At 55.4% G+C, this 17,165-nt stretch carries 12 protein-coding genes; 8 read left to right on the top strand and 4 right to left on the bottom strand.

Going from position 1 to position 17,165, the window contains the following annotated elements; all coding sequences use genetic code 11:
• The first annotated feature begins 94 nt into the window (after positions 1-94).
• Positions 95-1,351, top strand: coding sequence for a DUF2254 domain-containing protein (locus CXU21_RS10790; protein ID WP_102726034.1), 1,257 nt, complete (start codon positions 95-97; stop codon positions 1,349-1,351).
• Positions 1,352-1,746: 395 nt separating this feature from the next.
• Complete coding sequence (locus CXU21_RS10785; RefSeq protein ID WP_180972783.1) at positions 1,747-3,021, top strand: sialate O-acetylesterase; 1,275 nt, start codon at positions 1,747-1,749, stop codon at positions 3,019-3,021.
• Between the two features lie 178 nt (positions 3,022-3,199).
• On the opposite strand, the gene CXU21_RS12680 is transcribed toward CXU21_RS10785, so the two are convergent.
• Together CXU21_RS12680 and CXU21_RS10775 are read right to left on the bottom strand one after the other, a co-directional pair.
• A complete protein-coding gene (locus CXU21_RS12680) occupies positions 3,200-3,271 on the bottom strand; it encodes an integrase core domain-containing protein (protein ID WP_102726182.1) in 72 nt (23 codons plus the stop codon).
• 237 nt (positions 3,272-3,508) lie between these two features.
• Positions 3,509-4,300: a hypothetical protein gene (locus CXU21_RS10775; protein WP_102726032.1), complete on the bottom strand. Its 792-nt coding sequence runs from the start codon at positions 4,298-4,300 to the stop codon at positions 3,509-3,511.
• Positions 4,301-4,906: 606 nt separating this feature from the next.
• Between CXU21_RS10775 and CXU21_RS10770 the strand changes: the two genes are divergently transcribed.
• From CXU21_RS10770 to CXU21_RS10760, 3 genes are all read left to right on the top strand, one after another.
• A complete protein-coding gene (locus CXU21_RS10770) occupies positions 4,907-6,016 on the top strand; it encodes a sialidase family protein (RefSeq protein ID WP_180972782.1) in 1,110 nt (369 codons plus the stop codon).
• Positions 6,017-6,633: 617 nt separating this feature from the next.
• Positions 6,634-7,980 (top strand): hypothetical protein, encoded by a 1,347-nt coding sequence (locus CXU21_RS10765; protein WP_146017060.1) that lies wholly within the window; start codon positions 6,634-6,636, stop codon positions 7,978-7,980.
• 770 nt (positions 7,981-8,750) lie between these two features.
• Entirely contained in the window at positions 8,751-9,086 is a 336-nt protein-coding gene (locus CXU21_RS10760) for a DMT family transporter (RefSeq protein WP_102712491.1), read from the top strand.
• 77 nt (positions 9,087-9,163) lie between these two features.
• On the opposite strand, the gene CXU21_RS10755 is transcribed toward CXU21_RS10760, so the two are convergent.
• Positions 9,164-11,098: an NAD(+) synthase gene (locus CXU21_RS10755; protein WP_102726029.1), complete on the bottom strand. Its 1,935-nt coding sequence runs from the start codon at positions 11,096-11,098 to the stop codon at positions 9,164-9,166.
• 314 nt (positions 11,099-11,412) lie between these two features.
• Here CXU21_RS10755 and CXU21_RS10750 point away from each other — a divergent pair, with 314 nt between their 5' ends.
• The 3 genes from CXU21_RS10750 to CXU21_RS10740 all read left to right on the top strand — a co-directional run bounded on the left by CXU21_RS10750 (position 11,413) and on the right by CXU21_RS10740 (position 13,675).
• Positions 11,413-12,156 carry a class I SAM-dependent methyltransferase gene (locus tag CXU21_RS10750; protein WP_257997395.1) on the top strand — a complete coding sequence of 248 codons (744 nt, stop codon included), beginning with the start codon at positions 11,413-11,415 and terminating at the stop codon, positions 12,154-12,156.
• A gap of 212 nt (positions 12,157-12,368) precedes the next feature.
• Complete coding sequence (locus CXU21_RS10745) at positions 12,369-13,115, top strand: PP2C family protein-serine/threonine phosphatase (RefSeq protein WP_180972781.1); 747 nt, start codon at positions 12,369-12,371, stop codon at positions 13,113-13,115.
• A 227-nt stretch (positions 13,116-13,342) separates the two neighbouring features.
• Complete coding sequence (locus CXU21_RS10740) at positions 13,343-13,675, top strand: hypothetical protein (protein ID WP_102726026.1); 333 nt, start codon at positions 13,343-13,345, stop codon at positions 13,673-13,675.
• A gap of 79 nt (positions 13,676-13,754) precedes the next feature.
• On the opposite strand, the gene carB is transcribed toward CXU21_RS10740, so the two are convergent.
• The gene (gene carB / locus CXU21_RS10735) at positions 13,755-16,949 is read right to left on the bottom strand and encodes a carbamoyl-phosphate synthase large subunit (RefSeq protein ID WP_102712483.1); all 3,195 of its coding nucleotides are present in this window, start codon (positions 16,947-16,949) and stop codon (positions 13,755-13,757) included.
• Positions 16,950-17,165 lie beyond the last annotated feature (216 nt).

The following is a 17,165-nucleotide window of genomic DNA, read 5'->3' as shown; positions in this document are numbered from 1 at the left end:
CTTCTTCTTGAGAGTCTTATTCTTGAACGGAGAGGCTTCGATACTGTTTTAACAGGAGAATAGCCTTCAACCGTTTTTCCAATTCCAGCTTCTGATGAAAGGGTCCTTCATTTTCCAAATCAGGTTATTGTTTTTGCGGGCTAACAAGCTGCTTTGGGTCAAGGCCACCTATTTTGCCTTGCTGGCTATTATTACGGCTATTGCATCGATTTACCTGGGTGAGTTTGTACCATTTGATATTTTTCAGAAGATCGGAGCCGATACGGTCGATACGATTTTAAATATCCTGGCTTCAAGCATGCTGGCGGTTACGACTTTTTCCTTAACCACCGTCGTTTCCGCCTATGCAGCGGCTACGTCCAGCGTGACGCCCAGAGCCACCAAGCTGCTGATGGAAGATTCCACGGCCCAGAATGCACTTTCCACGTTCATCGGGTCCTTCATTTTCAGCCTGATTGCGATCATCTTTCTGAATTCCGGCATGTACGACCAGAAAGGAAGAGTCGTGCTGTTCGTTGTCACGCTCGGGGTCATAGCCATTATTCTGGTTACGCTCATCCGGTGGATTGAGCATTTGTCCCGGCTTGGCCGGGTGGGAGAAACTTCAGAGCTTGTGGAGGAGGTAACGCGGAAAGCGTTACTGGCACGCGCCAGGGAACCCTATCTGGGGGCTAATCCCCTGGCTGACCGGGAGCTTGATATTCCGGAAAATGCCGTTCCCGTCAGGAGCGATCAGGCAGGCAATATCCAATATATTGACATGGAGAAGCTGGACCACCTTTCCAGAGACAGGGATCTTAATATTTACGTTGTTGCGCTACCGGGGGATTTTGTTTCCGCTACCTCGGCTCTGGTTTATGCTGACAAGCCTGTGTCAAATGAAACCCGGCGTGAACTGCATGGAGCTTTTGTGATTGGCCATGAGCGCAATTTTGAACAGGATCCCAGATTCGGATTGTGCGTGCTTGCGGAAATCGCCGCCCGGGCCTTATCCGCGGCCGTCAATGATTACGGCACAGGTATTGATATTATTAACCGGGGTGTGCGGCTGTTAACGGCGTATGCCCAGGCTGACCGTCATGTCGAGGTGAAGTATGAGAGAATCTGGGTGCCTCCTTTGACTGTCTCCAATCTGTTTTCAGATATTTTTGCCCCTATCCTGCGGGATGAAGGAGGCATTACAGTGATTGACATCAAGCTGTTGAAGGCTTTTGCCGCGCTGTACGGCCTGGATAATGAACAGTTCAAAGTAGAAGCCCGGAAATATTCCCGGCTATGCTATGAACACGCGGTCAGAACCGTAGTGCTTGACGAAGATAAGGAAGCCTTAAAAAAGCTGGTCATTGATTAGACCGTTGGTTTCTCCGTGAGAAAGGGAAGTCCGGTCAAAACCGAGCGGGCTGAATTTTGAAGACAGCGTGAAGTTTCCCAAATGCCTGGGGTCGCAACAAAGGATTTATTTCCGGGCAGACTTCGTTGGTAAAAATCGGCCCGGAAAACGGAAAAGCTCCCGACGTTTTTATTTCATCAATGGGGGCAGGTCGTGGTTGTTTCGTGTTATTATAGCTGATGGTTAATGTTTTAGAATGCCGCCTTTTCAGGGATGATCAAGTTTCCTTGTTTCCTGATGATTTCTTCCACGCATGGAAATTTTAATGAGAACCGAGCCGTACATGCTCATGATCTTGTGATCTTATGATGAAGATGAACATATGTGTCCGTTCCGGGGTGCTTTTCTGTCTGTTGATGGCGGGTGTCCCTTGCAGTTTTGCTCAGAAGCCCGTTTTAACGGACTGGAATTACCTGCCGTCCTACGGGCAGTCGCTTTCCGTAGGATGGACGGCCAAGCCGGTCGTGACCACGGAGCAGAAGGACGGCAATTTGATGTTCAAGGGCGGTGTGCGGCCTTTTGAGGGCGGCAATGACCGGAGCGCTGCCGTTCCTCTGGTGGAGAGAGTTTCACCGGACGGCGCCAGGGGGGAGACGCCCGTTTCCGGAGCGTCCGGTAATTTCATGCGCCTGCTGAAGAAACGCGATGCCGGAAAGGCCGCCAGGGTTCGGTTCCTGTGCTCTGCCGACGGAGTGGGAGGCGTCAGCATCGGTGTTCTTTCCAAAGGTAACGCGCCCTATCAGCGCATTCTGGATGATTTGACAGCGGGCCGCGAGCTGGCGGACAAGGCTGGCAAGACCTTTTCCATGCCCTGTTTCCTGTGGACGCAGGGGGAAACCGACCAGCAGGACAGAAAAACAAGGGAATGGTACAAGGAGAAGATGCGCGCGCTGATTCAGGATATTGACGCGGACGCCAAGGCCGTCACCGGGCAGCAGAATGACGTGCTGTGCTTCGGGTACCAGGTTTCTTCCCACCTCAATTATTTTGCCCAGAACCCCACGGATTACCCTGTCATTGCCGTGGCCCAGCTGGATCTGGCCCTGGAGAAAGACAGCCGGTACATCATGACCACGCCCATGTATCATTTTTCCTATAGCGACGGGGTGCATTTGACGGCTCCCATGTCCCGGCTTTACGGGGAGTACGCCGGATACGTCATGTATAAGGTGATGGTGGAAGGCGTGAAGTGGAAGCCCATCCATCCCGTTGCCCATGCCATCGGGAGAAAGGGGAAGGACTGGACGGTAGACGTGAAGTTTTTCGCGCCTGTACCTCCTCTGGTACTGGATACAAAGACAATTCTTGATCCGGGCAATTACGGCTTTTCCCTGGTGAACGACCGGGAAGAGCCCTTGGAAATCAAGTCCGTCAGCTTGATCGGCAGCAATGTTGTCCGCATTGTGACATCGTCAGACCCTTCCGGCAGTCGTCTCCGGTACGGGATGACCTTGAAGGAGAAGCTTCCCTCCGGTCCGCGTACCGGCGCGCGCGGATGCCTGCGGGATTCCCAGGGGGAGAAGGTTAAGACCCGGATTCAGGACGTGGTGTACAGCATGGATAACTGGTGCCCGTTTTTCGATTACCCCCTGGAATCCCGGGGCAGGATGAACAAGACGGATTCCAGGTAGATTTCCATAAGGCGGCCGGAGCCGTTTTTGTTCCTTTCTTCCTGTATGGTTTATCCATTCATTCTGAAAGACATGGAGTTCCTGTTCTGGCATTAGTGTTCTATACCCAAATTGGAGCCAGTTCAAATGAGAGAAATCTAAGGCTTGGTTATCGTTTGTAGATTGTTTGTCCAGCGTATCATGACGGAGGGAGTCCGGCACATGCGCTATGAGGTCTTTCTTCGTTATATTTTTCCTTCCATTCATCCAATCTCTCCTGAAGTTATAGGGTAAGGAAGTGCTCTCTGTCCGGCAGTTCACGCCCCAACTCGCACGGAGGCTTTCTATATGCACATTCTGCCATGGGGAGCCGGGCCGAATAGACAGGCGATTATTTTAGAAAATAAGAAGGGTCGAGAGTTTTTCCTATTGCTGCTGCAATTGTCTCAATTATTTTTTCACCCATTTTATTTATCTTCTGATGAGCCGGAATAATTTTCTGCACAATCTAGGCTGCACGGACTTTTCTACGAAAGAGGCAGGGAATGAAAGCAAGCAAGCCAAGCATTGAGGTCGAAGGCTCCGGAATAGCATCATGCACCATGCCGTTGAGCCGTATGTTGCTAATCGCCAAACTTTCCTCAACATCTTCAGTCGTGTTGGCAAAAGCAATTCTGAATGTGACTTCGTTTATGTTGCTATAGGTTTGACTCCAGGAACTCAAGTCGAAAGATACACTTTGATCAAAAGTTTTGAATCCTGTATCTGTTCCAACATTAATGATGCCTCGCTGGCTTGTCAGACCAAGAGGTATCCAATCCTCTCCGCCTATGTTGGCGAAAATTTCAAATCCGAACCGTGAATTTACTGTTGTCGGTTCCAGGACAGCCGCTCCCCAATCAAATGTAATGTTATATAAATCAAGGGATTTTCCTTCTTCTGCCTTGGTTGAAAATTGAATATATGATCTGTCGTAGTGGGGGGTGTCGCTCGGCGTTGTATGATCATTGAACAGGGCCCAATAGTTGCCATTGCCACCCGATACGGTTGGGAAGTTGATCGTATCCAGATTTCTGCTATAGGTGAATGAAGTGATGGCCCCCTCATAAGTAGTCATCTGGCTGCCTCCCGAAGGGTCAATGCCGGGTACTGTGACAGCATGGTTATAGGGACTTGCCTGCCCGTCAAGGAAATGGGACAGCAGCTCGGCTTGAGCCGAGCTACAAGCTGCAAATGCCACCAGAATGAGGAAAAAGTTTTTCATTTTACCTGAAAGGGTTCCCGCCAGGAATAGGAACATTCCATGTACGCGTGTTTGTATCGGTTTTGACATCCTGGCATATTTCCATGTTGAGGGTATGACCTATGGGGAAACGGCTTCATAAGGGAATGATTGCTTCCCGCAGGTTTCTTTTTAACGGGTATTCGTCACGTGCGGCGCAGCCACGGCATCCGGGCGAATTTTCTGCGGTGCAGGACACCAGTTATTTTTTATGATGATGATCAACATGTTTTGATGGTATTTCATTATACCCGCATTGTTATTGGTTCGATTTTCCCCATTGAGAGAGTCCTGGCGTGAAGTTTCTGCCAAGAGGCGGAAAAAGAAGGCGCATGATTACCGAGTCATGAATTGCCCGGAAGGCGTTTTTGACTCCCTTCTTCCGGAAGGAGTGACGGCATCCGGGAGGTCTGCGGAAAACCGGATGGATTGCCTTCATTCCTCAAGAGTTTCCTCTGGTCTTCACTCGAATGCATGACATGGCTGTTGTGCGGAAAGAGAAAGTGAAATAGGATAAAGAGGATGATGAATTCCGTATTAAAGTGTTTGATAAGTGCCGTATGTGCCGTGGCATTGCCGGCATTGGGGCAAGAAGAAAAGGCCGGTTTTCCCACGGACAACGCTGTGACCGTGTTCAGCGCCGGGGAGGGGAATCCTTATGCATCCATCCGCATTCCCGCATTGCTCAATATAGGCAAGGGGCAGCTTCTGGCGTTTGCCGAAGGGCGGTATAAGAATACCGACCAGGGGGAGAATGACATTATTATGAGCGTCAGCAAGAATGGCGGGAAGACCTGGTCACGTCCCCGGGCGATTGCCAAATCACATGGGGCCACATTTAACAATCCCTGCCCGGTTTATGATTCCAAGACCAAGACGGTGACTGTTGTGTTCCAGCGTTATCCCGCAGGAGTCAAGGAACGGCAGCCCAATATCCCCCAGGGATGGGATGATGAGAAGTGCATCCGCAATTTCATGATCCAGAGCAGGAACGGAGGCGCCACCTGGACGAAGCCGGAGGATATCACGAAGACGACCAAGCGCCCCACCGGTGTGGATATCATGGCTTCCGGCCCGAATGCGGGGGCCCAGTTGAAGAGCGGCCCCCACAAGGGGCGCCTGGTGATTCCGATGAATGAAGGGCCATTCGGCAAGTGGGTGATTTCCTGCATTTACAGCGACGACGGCGGCAAGAATTGGAAGCTGGGCCAGCCGACCACGAATATGAAGGGCATGGTGAATGAAACGTCCATCGCGGAAACGGATAACGGAGGCGTGGTCATGGTCGCCCGCCACTGGGGCGGAGGCAATTGTCGCCGCATCGTTTGGTCGCAGGACGGCGGGGAAACGTGGGGGGAAGTGGAAGATGCCCCGGAGCTGTTTTGCGACAGCACGCAGAATTCCCTGATGACTTATTCTCTGACGGCCCAGTCTGCCTTTGGCGGCAAGAGCCGCCTCCTGTTTTCCGGCCCCAGTGCCGGACGGCGCATCAAGGGACAGGTGGCGATGAGCTATGACAACGGCAAAACCTGGCCGGTGAAAAAACTGTTGGGAGAAGGCGGTTTTGCCTATTCCAGCCTCGCCATGGTAGAACCCGGTGTCGTGGGGGTGCTTTATGAGGAGAACCAGCCGAATATCAAAAAGCTGAAGTTTGTTCCTATTACGATTGAGTGGCTGACCGACGGAAAGGACACGGGGCTGCCGGAGGGAAAGAAGACCCCGGGTCTTAAATAAGTTCGCAAACGGTAAATATTTGTTTTCTAACGGGACTGGATTTTCAGTCCCGTTTTTATGAAGAGAGGGTTGAGAGGGAGGGACAATGAAAGAACACGTTCATGTGGTATGGTAGGGAACCGACTGGCAGGGAATGGAGTCTCCGGTCTCCATGACTGAATTTGTACCGAAGCGCAGCGAAGGTATTTGTTTTCTTCTTCCGGGTGCCACGGATCAATTCCCTGAATGATTTAATTGTTCATGAAAGATGGGCCTGACCGCTTTCCTCTGGAACGGGCCTTATCATTGTTACTTGCTTTTAAAAAATTCAAGGGGAGGATTTTAGTGTACAAAACATGGTTATATCTGTTAGATGAAAGGGTATTCAACTACTATCCCTCATGAGAACTTGGTGCAAAAAGATTTGTACGGCTGCAGGTTTGCTGGTGTGCGCAGTTTTTGCCTCCCGCTCCTCTTCTCTTGCCGTTGGAGGAACATTGGGCGTCTTCTCGGGAGAGACTCTTGCCCGTACCCCTCTGGGAATAACGTTGGCGGAAGCCGAACAGCTTTACGGGAAAAAGCACTTTCCTACTTCCTGGGCCAGCAAAGGGCAGATATGGAATTTTCCAGAGTATAGCTTGATTCTTTTCTTTGACGGCCCCGGAAACGTATCCTCCCGGCTGACCGTTTGCAAAACCAAGAGCCTGACGCTGGCGGAGGCGGCCCAGTATGCCTCCAAGCATCTCCCCAAGGGTTATTCCGTAGTCCGTTCAAAGTTGTCAAATGACTCCCAGCCCGTCGTATTTAAATCTTCCAATCCCTTGAATGGCAGTTCAACAGGCGGATGGACAAGCCGATCTGGCTGGTATTGCCTGGATTTTCATAATGCCCGGCCCAAGGAAGAGATGGAGGCCAAAGACCTTTTAGATGCCATTCAGGAAGGCGTTTCGGAAAAGACCGGGAAGAGAACCCAGGAGCAAATGGCTGAGTTGCGCGCCAAACCACGGCTGGGGATGACGCTGGAAGAGTTGAAAGCCTTATGGGGGGAAGGATGGCCGCGCGATCTGAAAAAATATCCTTGTACCCTGGAAGGCAGGAACAGCAGGAATGACAAGGATTACCTCGTTTTTGCCTCCATCGTTCCGCAGTGCACGGCATGGCAGTGGATGTTCCGGGAACGGCAGAATTTATCCATTACCGCTATCCTGTGGCGCGGCAGGTGTGTGGGACTGGATTTAAACCGGACGGGAGGATTCACGGTTGCGGAGGCCATTGAGCTGGCCAGTGAAATCGTTCCCGGGATTGCGTTCCCTCTGCCTTCCACCAAGAAGGACGGCGTTTGCACCTTGTATTCCCGCAATTTGGAGCAGGGGTACAAATTGCAGCATTGGGGAGACAAGGGTTACTTTGAGTTGAAATCCTCCCTGCTGATCAAAAGGATGAAAGCCCAGCGTCCCATGGACCAGAAAAACAGGGCTCGCGTACTTGGCGCCGCCATGAAAAAATTTTCAGATAAAACACAAAAGCCTTTAATGGGACTGACGCTGGATGACGTCAGAGAAGTGCTGGGAGGCAAAGGGCAGGAACTCGCGGAACACCGCTGGAATGAACGGACATGGCTCTGGAGTGACCCCAACCAGGATTTGATTCTGTTGGGATCATTCAGAGATGGCGGAAAACATATGTTTTTGCACCATCTGGTGGTGATGGATCGGGAACATGAATTGGATCTGCATGCCGCGCTGGCGATTGGATATGCGGCCACACAGCCCTATACTTGGCCGGCCCTTTCTTCCGCACAGCTTAAATCAGGATTCAGCATAAAAAGCCGGGACGGACAGCAGAGATTTCTTCTGAAATGGTATCGGGATACGTACACGGGGCCTACCCTGCATCTTGTGGATGACCTCGTGGACCGGGTAGCCCGGAAGCAGGCAGCGGAAAAGCCGAAGAAGACGCTGGAAACGATCAAAAATATTCTTTGAGTTCGTCCTTTGAGATATTCCCCATTGGTGGTGAAGTTAGAGACCATGATCTTATCTCTAGTTTGTGTCCCAGCGCGTGAGGAGTAAGAGTTTAAATGTAAAATTTTCTAGTTTATCTTCATCCCCATTTGAGAATACATGTAAGAGCTATGATAAGAATACAGGAAATCCTCATATGGAAGCGGCAAGAGGATGTGGATATGGTGAAAGAGCAAATGTGAGAATGGTTCATGCAAAATGGATGTTTGGAAATCCTCAATTTTATTGGAGGCATAGCTTTGGAGAGTCTCTCATTAGGATTATTGGCATGGATTTGAAAAATTCAAGAAATTATGAGAGTTGTATAAATTATCTACATATAAAGATTGTTTTTAAAATTTTTCTGAGCTAACCTCTCCAAGTCACACCCCCATGGGGTGTGTGGGTTGAAATATATGTAGATAATTTATTGTTAAGGATAAAGTCCTTTCCCAAGGCTGGGCCATTTTTACAATAGAATGATAGATTATTTCATCGTTCATACCTCAGGCTCAATGAGCATTAAATAATATTATACTTGTCACAGGGTGTTGAATTAGAGTTATTCCTGTGTACAGATATGGCTAGAATTGTTCCGTCAGTGCGGCTGCTTTTTCCCGATGACAGGGTACGCATGCATTGCCGGCTTGATTCCGGGGAGGACGCAGTTACCCTGCAAGGAATCCGTTGCCCTTGGAGCTCTTCCCATTCGGGAGGGCCGGCAAACGGAAGATGATTCCCCGTTTCAATATATGTCCTGGATTTATCTGGTGTTGGCCGGTCTCTGTGAGATCGGATGGCCTTTGGGCTTCAAACTTTCACAGGCGCCCGGCACGGGTTCCGGCAGGTTTGCCGCCTGCATTGCGTTCTCCGTGTTCAGCATGGCTCTGAGCGGCTTCCTGCTGTGGCTTGCCCAGCGGAACATTCCCATAGGTACGGCTTATGCCGTATGGACGGGCATAGGCGCGCTGGGCACGTTCATGGTGGGCATCCTGTGGTTTGGGGATTCCTCCAATGTCTGGCGCATGCTGGCGGCCACGTTCCTGCTGATAGGTATCATTGGCTTGAAGCTGGCTCCGGGCCATTAAAGGAATCCCGTGCCGTTGAACGGCAAAGCCGGAAAAACGCAGCCTCTCCCGTAACATCACTCTCCGCCGCAGGGGCTTCAGCTATGGGAAAGGCCGTTTGACCAGACGGTTCCGCAGGCGTCGGAAGGCATGCGCCAGTCTCCGCGCGGGGAGAGGGAGATGGTGCCCACCTTGGGGCCGTCCGGAATGCAGCTCCGCTTGAATTGCTGCCGGAAGAAGCGGCGCATGAAGACGCCCAGGCACCGGCGGATGAAGTCCGGCTGGAATTCATCCCGGAAGGCGTTTTCCGCCAGATACAGGATTTTTTCCGGCTGTGCGCTGTATTTGATGAAGTGGAACAGGAAGAAGTCGTGCAGGTCGTAGGGCCCCAGGACGTCTTCCGTCCGCTGTTCAATGGTGCCGTCGTCGGACGGTGGCAGCAGTTCCGGGCTGACGGGGGTATTGTTGATGTCCAGAAGGGTAGCCGCCAGTTCCGGAGAGGATTGGGCGGCAATGTGTTCAATCAGGCAGCGAATCAGCGTTTTCGGAATGGAGCAGTTGACCGCATACATGGACATGTGGTCCCCGTTGTAGGTGCTCCACCCCAGGGCTATTTCAGACAGGTCGCCCGTGCCCACCACCAGGCCCCCCATCTTGTTGGCCAGGTCCATCAGGATTTGCGTGCGCTCGCGGGCCTGTACGTTTTCGTAAGTGGTGGTGCGCTCCGCCGGATCGTGCCCGATGTCGCGGAAGTGCTGGAGAGAGGCTTCAGAAATGGGGATTTCCCGGAGTTCCACCCCCAGCAGGCGGCACATGTTCACCGCGTTCGTGTGTGTCCGGTCCGTGGTGCCGAAGCCCGGCATGGTCACGGCCAGAATGGCGGAAGCGGGCTTGTCCAGCGCCTGGCATACCCGCGCGCAAATGAGCAGGGCCAGCGTGGAGTCCAGGCCGCCGGAGATGCCTATCACCAGCCTTTGGGCATGCGTGTGTTCCATCCTCTTGGCAAGTCCCGCCGTCTGGATGGCGATGATTTCTTCACAGCGCTCCCGGCGGTGCAGGGGCGGGGGCAGGAAGGGCCGCGCAGGGTTGCAGGCGTGTTCCAGGCCGGGGGAGGGGGGGACTTCCTCTGCCAGCGTGAGATGCAGGGTGTTTACGGAGGGGAGTAATGCCTTGCTGTCGTTAAAGGAGCTTTCCGAGAGGCGCGCCGCCGCCAGCCGTTCAAAATCTACGTCTGCCAGAATGAGGGTGCTTTCCCTGCGGAACCGTTCGCCTTCCGCCGCCAGCCTGCCGTTGTCCGCAATGAGGGAATGCCCGCCAAACACCACGTCCGTGGTGGATTCATGCACTCCGGCGGAGGCCAGGACATAGGCGCAGAGGCATCTTCCGCTTTGCTGTTTGACCAGTTCGCGGCGGTAGGCGGCTTTGCCCGTGAGTTCCGTTCCGGCGGACGGATTAAAGATAGCCCTGGCGCCTTGCAGAGCCAGCATGGAGCTGGGAGGGATGACGCTCCAAAGGTCTTCACAGATTTCTATGCCGAAGCTGAAGGAGGAGGCTCCATCATGAAAGACGATGTCCGTGCCGAAAGGAACCAGTGCGCCATTGACCGTGACTTCCCGTACGCCCGCGCCCGGCTCCCTGCCGGAAGTGAATTGCCGTTTTTCATAGAATTCCCGGTAGTTGGGCAGCATTGTTTTGGGGACCAGCGCCAGAATCCGTCCTCCCTGCACCACGGCGGCGGTATTATACAGGGCGTCTCCGTACAGGAACGGCAGCCCTACCACGGCAACTGTCCTGGTCCCTTTTGTGGCTTCCGCAAAGCGGCGCAGGCCATTCAGGGCCGCCTCCCTCAGGCGCGGCTGGAAGAAGAGGTCCCCGCAGGAGTAGCCCGTGATGCACAGCTCCGGGAAGACGACTGCTGCAGCCTGCTGCGCCGCAGCCTGCCGGAATCCTGCCATGAGCTGGTCAATGTTGTAGTCCACGTCAGCTACGCGGAGCTGGGGGACGGCGGAAGCAAGTCTGTAATATCCGAACATGGGCGGAGCGGTCTGGAGATCAAGCCCGCAGACGCTTTGTTCTCCCGGAGCAGGGGGCAATCCGGAAGGGGCGGGGGCCTGATCCCGATACTAAAAGCTCCTGAAAGACTTGTAAAGCCGGGAGTGGGCACCGGCGCTGCTCCTGCCAGGGTTCGCGGCACAGGCACGGAAAGCCGTGGAGAAAGTGAGACGGAAGATTGTGACAGGATTTTGGCAGAAAGATTTTTCTGCGCCATGGAACGGGATTGGCGCTGGCAAAGCGGTGCGGCGGCGTTTTACCTTTGAACCCGGAAAAAACATTTCCCGACGAAGTGATGGATAATACAGGCAAATTCACCGGAAAAGCCGCTTCCTACACCCAGGGCCGCCGCGGTTATCCGGAGGCGCTCCTTGACATGCTGGCGCAGGAAGAAGGGGGGGCACCCCTCCGCGCAGCGGATGCGGGCTCCGGCACGGGCATTCTGTCCCGCGCCATGCTGGAGCGCGGCTGGACCGTGTATGGCGTGGAACCCAATAATGACATGAGGGAAGAAGCGGAGAGGCTGTTGAGGGAGTTTCCCCTTTTCCATTCCGTGCCCGGCACGGCGGAACATACCCTGCTTCCGGATGCTTCCGTAGACCTGGTGACGGCAGCGCAGGCATTCCACTGGTTTGATGCTGCCGCGTTTAAACGGGAATGCCGCCGCATCCTGGTTCCGGGAGGAAAGATTGCCCTGATCTGGAATTCCAGGGTGGAAGACGCTCCGGCGGTTCTGGAGGAAGGGCGCATCCATCGCCTGTACTGTCCCCGGTTTTACGGGTTCAGCGGAGGACTGGCGGATCTTCAGGAGAGGATAGCCGATTTTTTTGACCACCATTTCCAGGTTTTCCGTTTTCCGAACGAGCTGTCTTATACACGGGAACAGTACATCAGGCGCATGCTTTCCTCTTCCTATTCCCCCGGAGAGCGGGAAGAGGGCTATGCCGCGTGGCTGGAAGCTCTCAATCACCTGTTTGGCCGCTTCCAAACGGGTGGAAAGCTCACGATTCCCCATGAAACCGTTGCCTATCTTGGATAATCTCCGGTGGATGCCCTGCCGTCCGGCCGGGAGCAGACAGATGGAGAGTATCCGTCCGGTGATGGGTGGAAAGCTTTCCGTGGCTGGCCCGGAGAGGAGTGCCGGCGCAGCAACTGCTTCCCTCGCCATCTTCCCGCTTTCTTCAGGAAAAGGGATATGTTAGAATAAACTCCCACATGATGCAGCAGCCTTCTTCTCAAGAACCTTTCCTGGTGTCCGGATTACATGGGGACCAGATTCTGGGTGCCCGGAGCAATCAGCAGGATTCCTTTTCCATCCTGGCGGCGGATGATGCGCTGGTGATGGTTCTGGCGGATGGCATGGGGGGCTATACCGGAGGGGAGCTGGCCAGCCGTGCCGCCGTGGAAGGATTTTCACGGACGTTTGAACGGGAGGGGCGTGCCGCCCCCGGAAAGAGGCTGAAGGACGCCGTGCACGCGGCCAATGAACAGGTGCGGATTGCCCGGAAAAAGAGAGGCTCCAACGATGAAATGGGCACTACCCTGGTAGCCGCCTGGATTGGCGCGGAGGGGCTGCGCTGGGCCAGCGTGGGGGATTCCCTTCTCCTGCTGGTCCGGGAGGAACAAATGTTTTTGCTCAATGCACTGCACCAATATTCCTCGGAATTGGAACAGATGGTGGAGGAAGGCTCCATCACCAGGGAGGAGGCCTTGTGCCATCCCGCGCGCCATTCCCTGACTTCCGCCCTGATGGGGAAGGAGGTGCCCCACGTGGACCTGAGGGATGACTGTTTCTCCCTGCTGCCGGGAGACCGCCTGCTGGTGGCCAGTGACGGAGTGGGGCCTTACCTGGACTCCCTGGGGCCTGCCGGCATGCGTTACCTGTCCATGCTTTCCGCGGAGGAATTGGTGCGTTCCGTGCTGGACGGCATCATCAGGGATGGCGCTCCCAACCAGGACAACGCCACGCTGGTTTGTGCGGAGATAACAGAGGCATAATTCCCTTGGGGAAATGCCGTAAAAGAAGAGCCGGAAACGGTTAACGGCAATGGCCGGATTTTTAATCCGGCGTCAAGGGCTGATTTTTATACCAAGCAACTTATGCTGTGTGGCCGGTTCTTTATGGGCGACCGTTTCCCTGGGCAGGGGGGGCGCATGGAACGTTGCTTCCAATGTGTCCTGGGTCGTGCCGGAAACCCTCTCCGGCCGGAACGCCGGAGGATCAAATGGCTCCGGACGCATGCCCGGCGGGGGACGGCATTTCCAATCTGGTGAAGTACGCCACGGGGCTTGACCCGCTCAAGCCATGCGGAAGCGTTACCCGGCTTACAGTCAGGGAAAAGGAGGACGGCGACAGCCGCCTTGTGCTTGAATGGCCCGTTAATCCGGAGACCGTTGACGTGGAGCATTCCGTGGAGTGTTCCCCTGATCTGGAAACGTGGGTGCCCGTTCAAGTCATGGAAACAAAGGGAAAAACGAAAGCGGTTTTTGAAGACCCGGAGCCCGTGCACGGCGGAAACGCGCGCCGCTTCCTGCGCCTGAAAGTCACCCGGCAATAGGATTTCCGGTTAAAAAAATGCCCCGCATGCAGGAGACGCATGCGGGGCATTCCTTTTAAATGGCTGGCGCCATCCGCGTTCAGGAATGATATTCCTGGAGAGAGCGGGGGGACACCTTCACGTGCTGTGCGGAGCGGATGCCCTCCACCGTGGCCCTGGCGGCGGCGATGGTAGTCATGTACGGAATCTTCTTCTGGATGGACTGCATGCGGATGAAGGAGTCGTCAATCATGCTGGTGCGGTCCACCGGAGTGTTGATGATCAGGTCAATCTGCTTGTTGGTGATCATGTCGCCCAGGTTCGGGCGGCCTTCATGCAGCTTGTTGACCACTTCCGTTTCCACGCCCTGGCCGCGCAGGTATTCCGCGGTGCCTCCGGTGGAGACGATCTTGAAGCCCAGGGAGATGAGGTCCCGGGCGATGGGTTCAATGAACTTCTTGTCACGGTCGGAGACGGTGACGAGCACCTTGCCGGAGGTGGGCAGGATGCAGCCTGCGGCTTCCTGGGCCTTGTAGTAGGCCATGCCGAAGTTGTCCGCAATGCCCATGACTTCACCCGTGGCGCGCATTTCCGGTCCCAGGACGGGGTCCACTTCCGGGAACATGTTGAACGGGAAGACGGCTTCCTTCACGCCGATGAAGCGGCAGGCGCGCGGCTTCAGCCCCAGGTCCTTGAGCTTCTTGCCCAGCATGATTTCCGTGGCGTGGCGCGCCATGGAGATGCCCGTGACCTTGGAGACGATGGGCACCGTGCGGGAGGCGCGGGGGTTGGCTTCAATGATGTATACCTCGTCATCGCAGATGGCGAACTGCACGTTCAGGATGCCCTTCACCTGGAAGTCCTTGGCGATCTTGGCGGCGTGTTCCTCAATAGTGCGGACGTGCTTGGGGGCGATGGTCACGGGAGGAATGGCGCAGGCGGAGTCCCCGGAGTGGATGCCGGCCAGCTCAATGTGTTCCATCACGGTGGCCACGAAGGTGTCCGTGCCGTCGGCCAGCGCGTCCACTTCCGCTTCAATGGCGTTGTCCAGGAAGCGGTCGATCAGCATGGGGTATTCCGGGCTGACCTGGATGGCCTCCACGCCGTAGCGCTTCAGGTTTTCTTCATCGTAAATGACTTCCATGCCGCGTCCGCCCAGCACGAAGGAGGGGCGCACCATCACCGGGTAGCCGATCTGGCGGCCCAGTTCCACGGCTTCTTCCAGGGAGCGGGCGGTGCCGCTTTCCGGCTGGAGAATATTCAGGGCGATCATGCGTTCGCGGAAGTATTCGCGGTCTTCCGCCAGGCGGATGCCTTCCGGCTGGGTGCCCATGATCTTCACCCCGGCGTCCTTGAGGGCCTGGGCGATGTTGAGCGGGGTCTGGCCGCCGAACTGGACGATGACGCCTTCCGGCTTTTCCTTCTCGTAAATAGCCAGCACGTCTTCCACGGTCACGGGTTCAAAGTACAGCTTGTTGGCCGTGTCAAAGTCCGTGGAGACCGTTTCCGGGTTGCAGTTCACCATGATGGATTCATACCCGTTGTCGCGCAGGGTGAAGGCGGCGTGCACGCAGGTGTAGTCGAACTCAATGCCCTGGCCGATGCGGTTGGGACCGCCGCCCAGGATCATGATCTTCTTCTTGTCGTTCACGGGCACTTCATCCTCTGCGCCGCTGTAGGTGGAGTAGTAGTATTCCGCGTGTTCCACGCCGCTGACGGGCACGATGCGGTAGGCGGCAGTGATGCCGTTTTCCTGGCGGCGGGTGCGGATGGCCTTTTCAGGCACGTTGAAGATCTGGGCCAGATACTTGTCGGAGAAGCCCATTTTCTTCGCCTGGCGCAGGGTTTCCACAGGCAGGGAATCCCAGTCCTGGCCGTCCAGGGAGAAGTCAAAGTCCGCCAGTTCCTTCATCTGTTCAATGAAGAACGGGGTGATGCGGGTCAGCTTCACGATTTCCTCCACGGTCACGCCGCGGCGCAGGAGTTCATAAATCTGGAAGAAGCGTTCGCTGTTGCCGTACGTGATCTTTTCACGCAGTTCCGGCGTGGTGAGGGCTTCCAGCTTCTTCACGCGGCCCAGCCCGGCACGGCCGATTTCCAGGGAGCGCACGGCCTTCTGGAAGGCTTCCTTGAAGTTCTGGCCGATGCTCATCACTTCCCCCACGGCCTTCATCTGGGTACCCAGCTTGTCGGCTGCCTTGGGGAACTTTTCAAAGGCCCAGCGGGCGAACTTGACGACTACGTAGTCGCCGTAAGGCTCGTACTTTTCCAGGGAGCCCTTGCGCCAGTAGGGCAGCTCGTCCATCGTGATGCCGGAGGCCAGCTTGGTGGAGACGGAGGCGATGGGGAAGCCGGTGGCCTTGGAGGCCAGGGCGGAGGAGCGGGACGTGCGGGGATTGATTTCAATAACGATGATGCGGTTGTCCTCACGGTTGTGGGCAAACTGCACGTTCGTGCCGCCCGTGACGCCGATGGCGTCCAGAATGCGGTAGGAGTAGTCCTGAAGCCTGTCCTGCACTTCCTGCGGAACGGTCAGCATGGGGGCCACGCAGAAGCTGTCCCCGGTGTGCACGCCCATGGGGTCCACGTTTTCAATGAAGCAGACGGTGATCTTCTCGCCCTTGGCGTCACGCACGACTTCCAGTTCCAGTTCTTCCCAGCCCAGCACGCATTCTTCCACCAGCACCTGGTTGATCAGTGAGGCGGCCAGGCCGCGGGGGACGATCTGGCGCAGTTCCTCCACATTGTACACGATGCCGCCGCCCGTGCCGCCCATGGTGTAGGCGGGGCGGAGCACGACGGGGTACCCCAGCTCGGCGGCCACCTTTTCCGCTTCCTCCACGGTATAGACGGGTTCGGACTTGGCCACCGGCACGCCGATCTTGTCCATGGTTTCCTTGAAGATGATGCGGTCCTCACCGCGGGCGATGGCTTCCAGGTCCACGCCGATGACTTCCACGTTGTACTGCTTCAGGATGCCTTCCTCGTTCAGCTTGGAGGCCAGGTTCAGGGCCGTCTGGCCGCCGAGGTTGGGCAGCAGGGCATCCGGGCGTTCCTTTTCAATCACGGCCGTGATGCGGTCCACGGTCAGAGGCTCAATGTAGGTGTGGTCCGCCATGCCGGGGTCCGTCATGATGGTGGCGGGGTTGGAGTTCACCAGAACGACGTCGTAGCCTTCAGCGCGCAGGGCCTTGCAGGCCTGGGTGCCGGAGTAGTCGAACTCGCAGGCCTGGCCGATGATGATGGGGCCTGAGCCGATGATGAGGATTTTGCGGATGTCTTCGCGTTTTGCCATGGTATGATGCCTCTATGTGGTCCGTGGTGGTTAAAAATAAATACCGGAAACAAGGTCCGCCCAAGGTGCGTTGCCTCTCCGCTCCGCATACCCGGCGCGTGACCTGACGCACAGTAAGGGACGTTCTGCGATAAGTCCAGACAAAACAACAGGAATTCCGGGGAAAAGCTATGGCCTTTTTCCCTTTCCGTACAGCGCTGCGCGCGCAATCCGCCC

Source organism: Akkermansia muciniphila (assembly GCF_002884975.1).
Classification (GTDB): Bacteria; Verrucomicrobiota; Verrucomicrobiia; order Verrucomicrobiales; family Akkermansiaceae; genus Akkermansia; species Akkermansia muciniphila_C.
The sequence above is the reverse complement of the archived record's forward strand: the minus strand, read 5'-3'. Positions and strand labels throughout refer to the sequence as shown.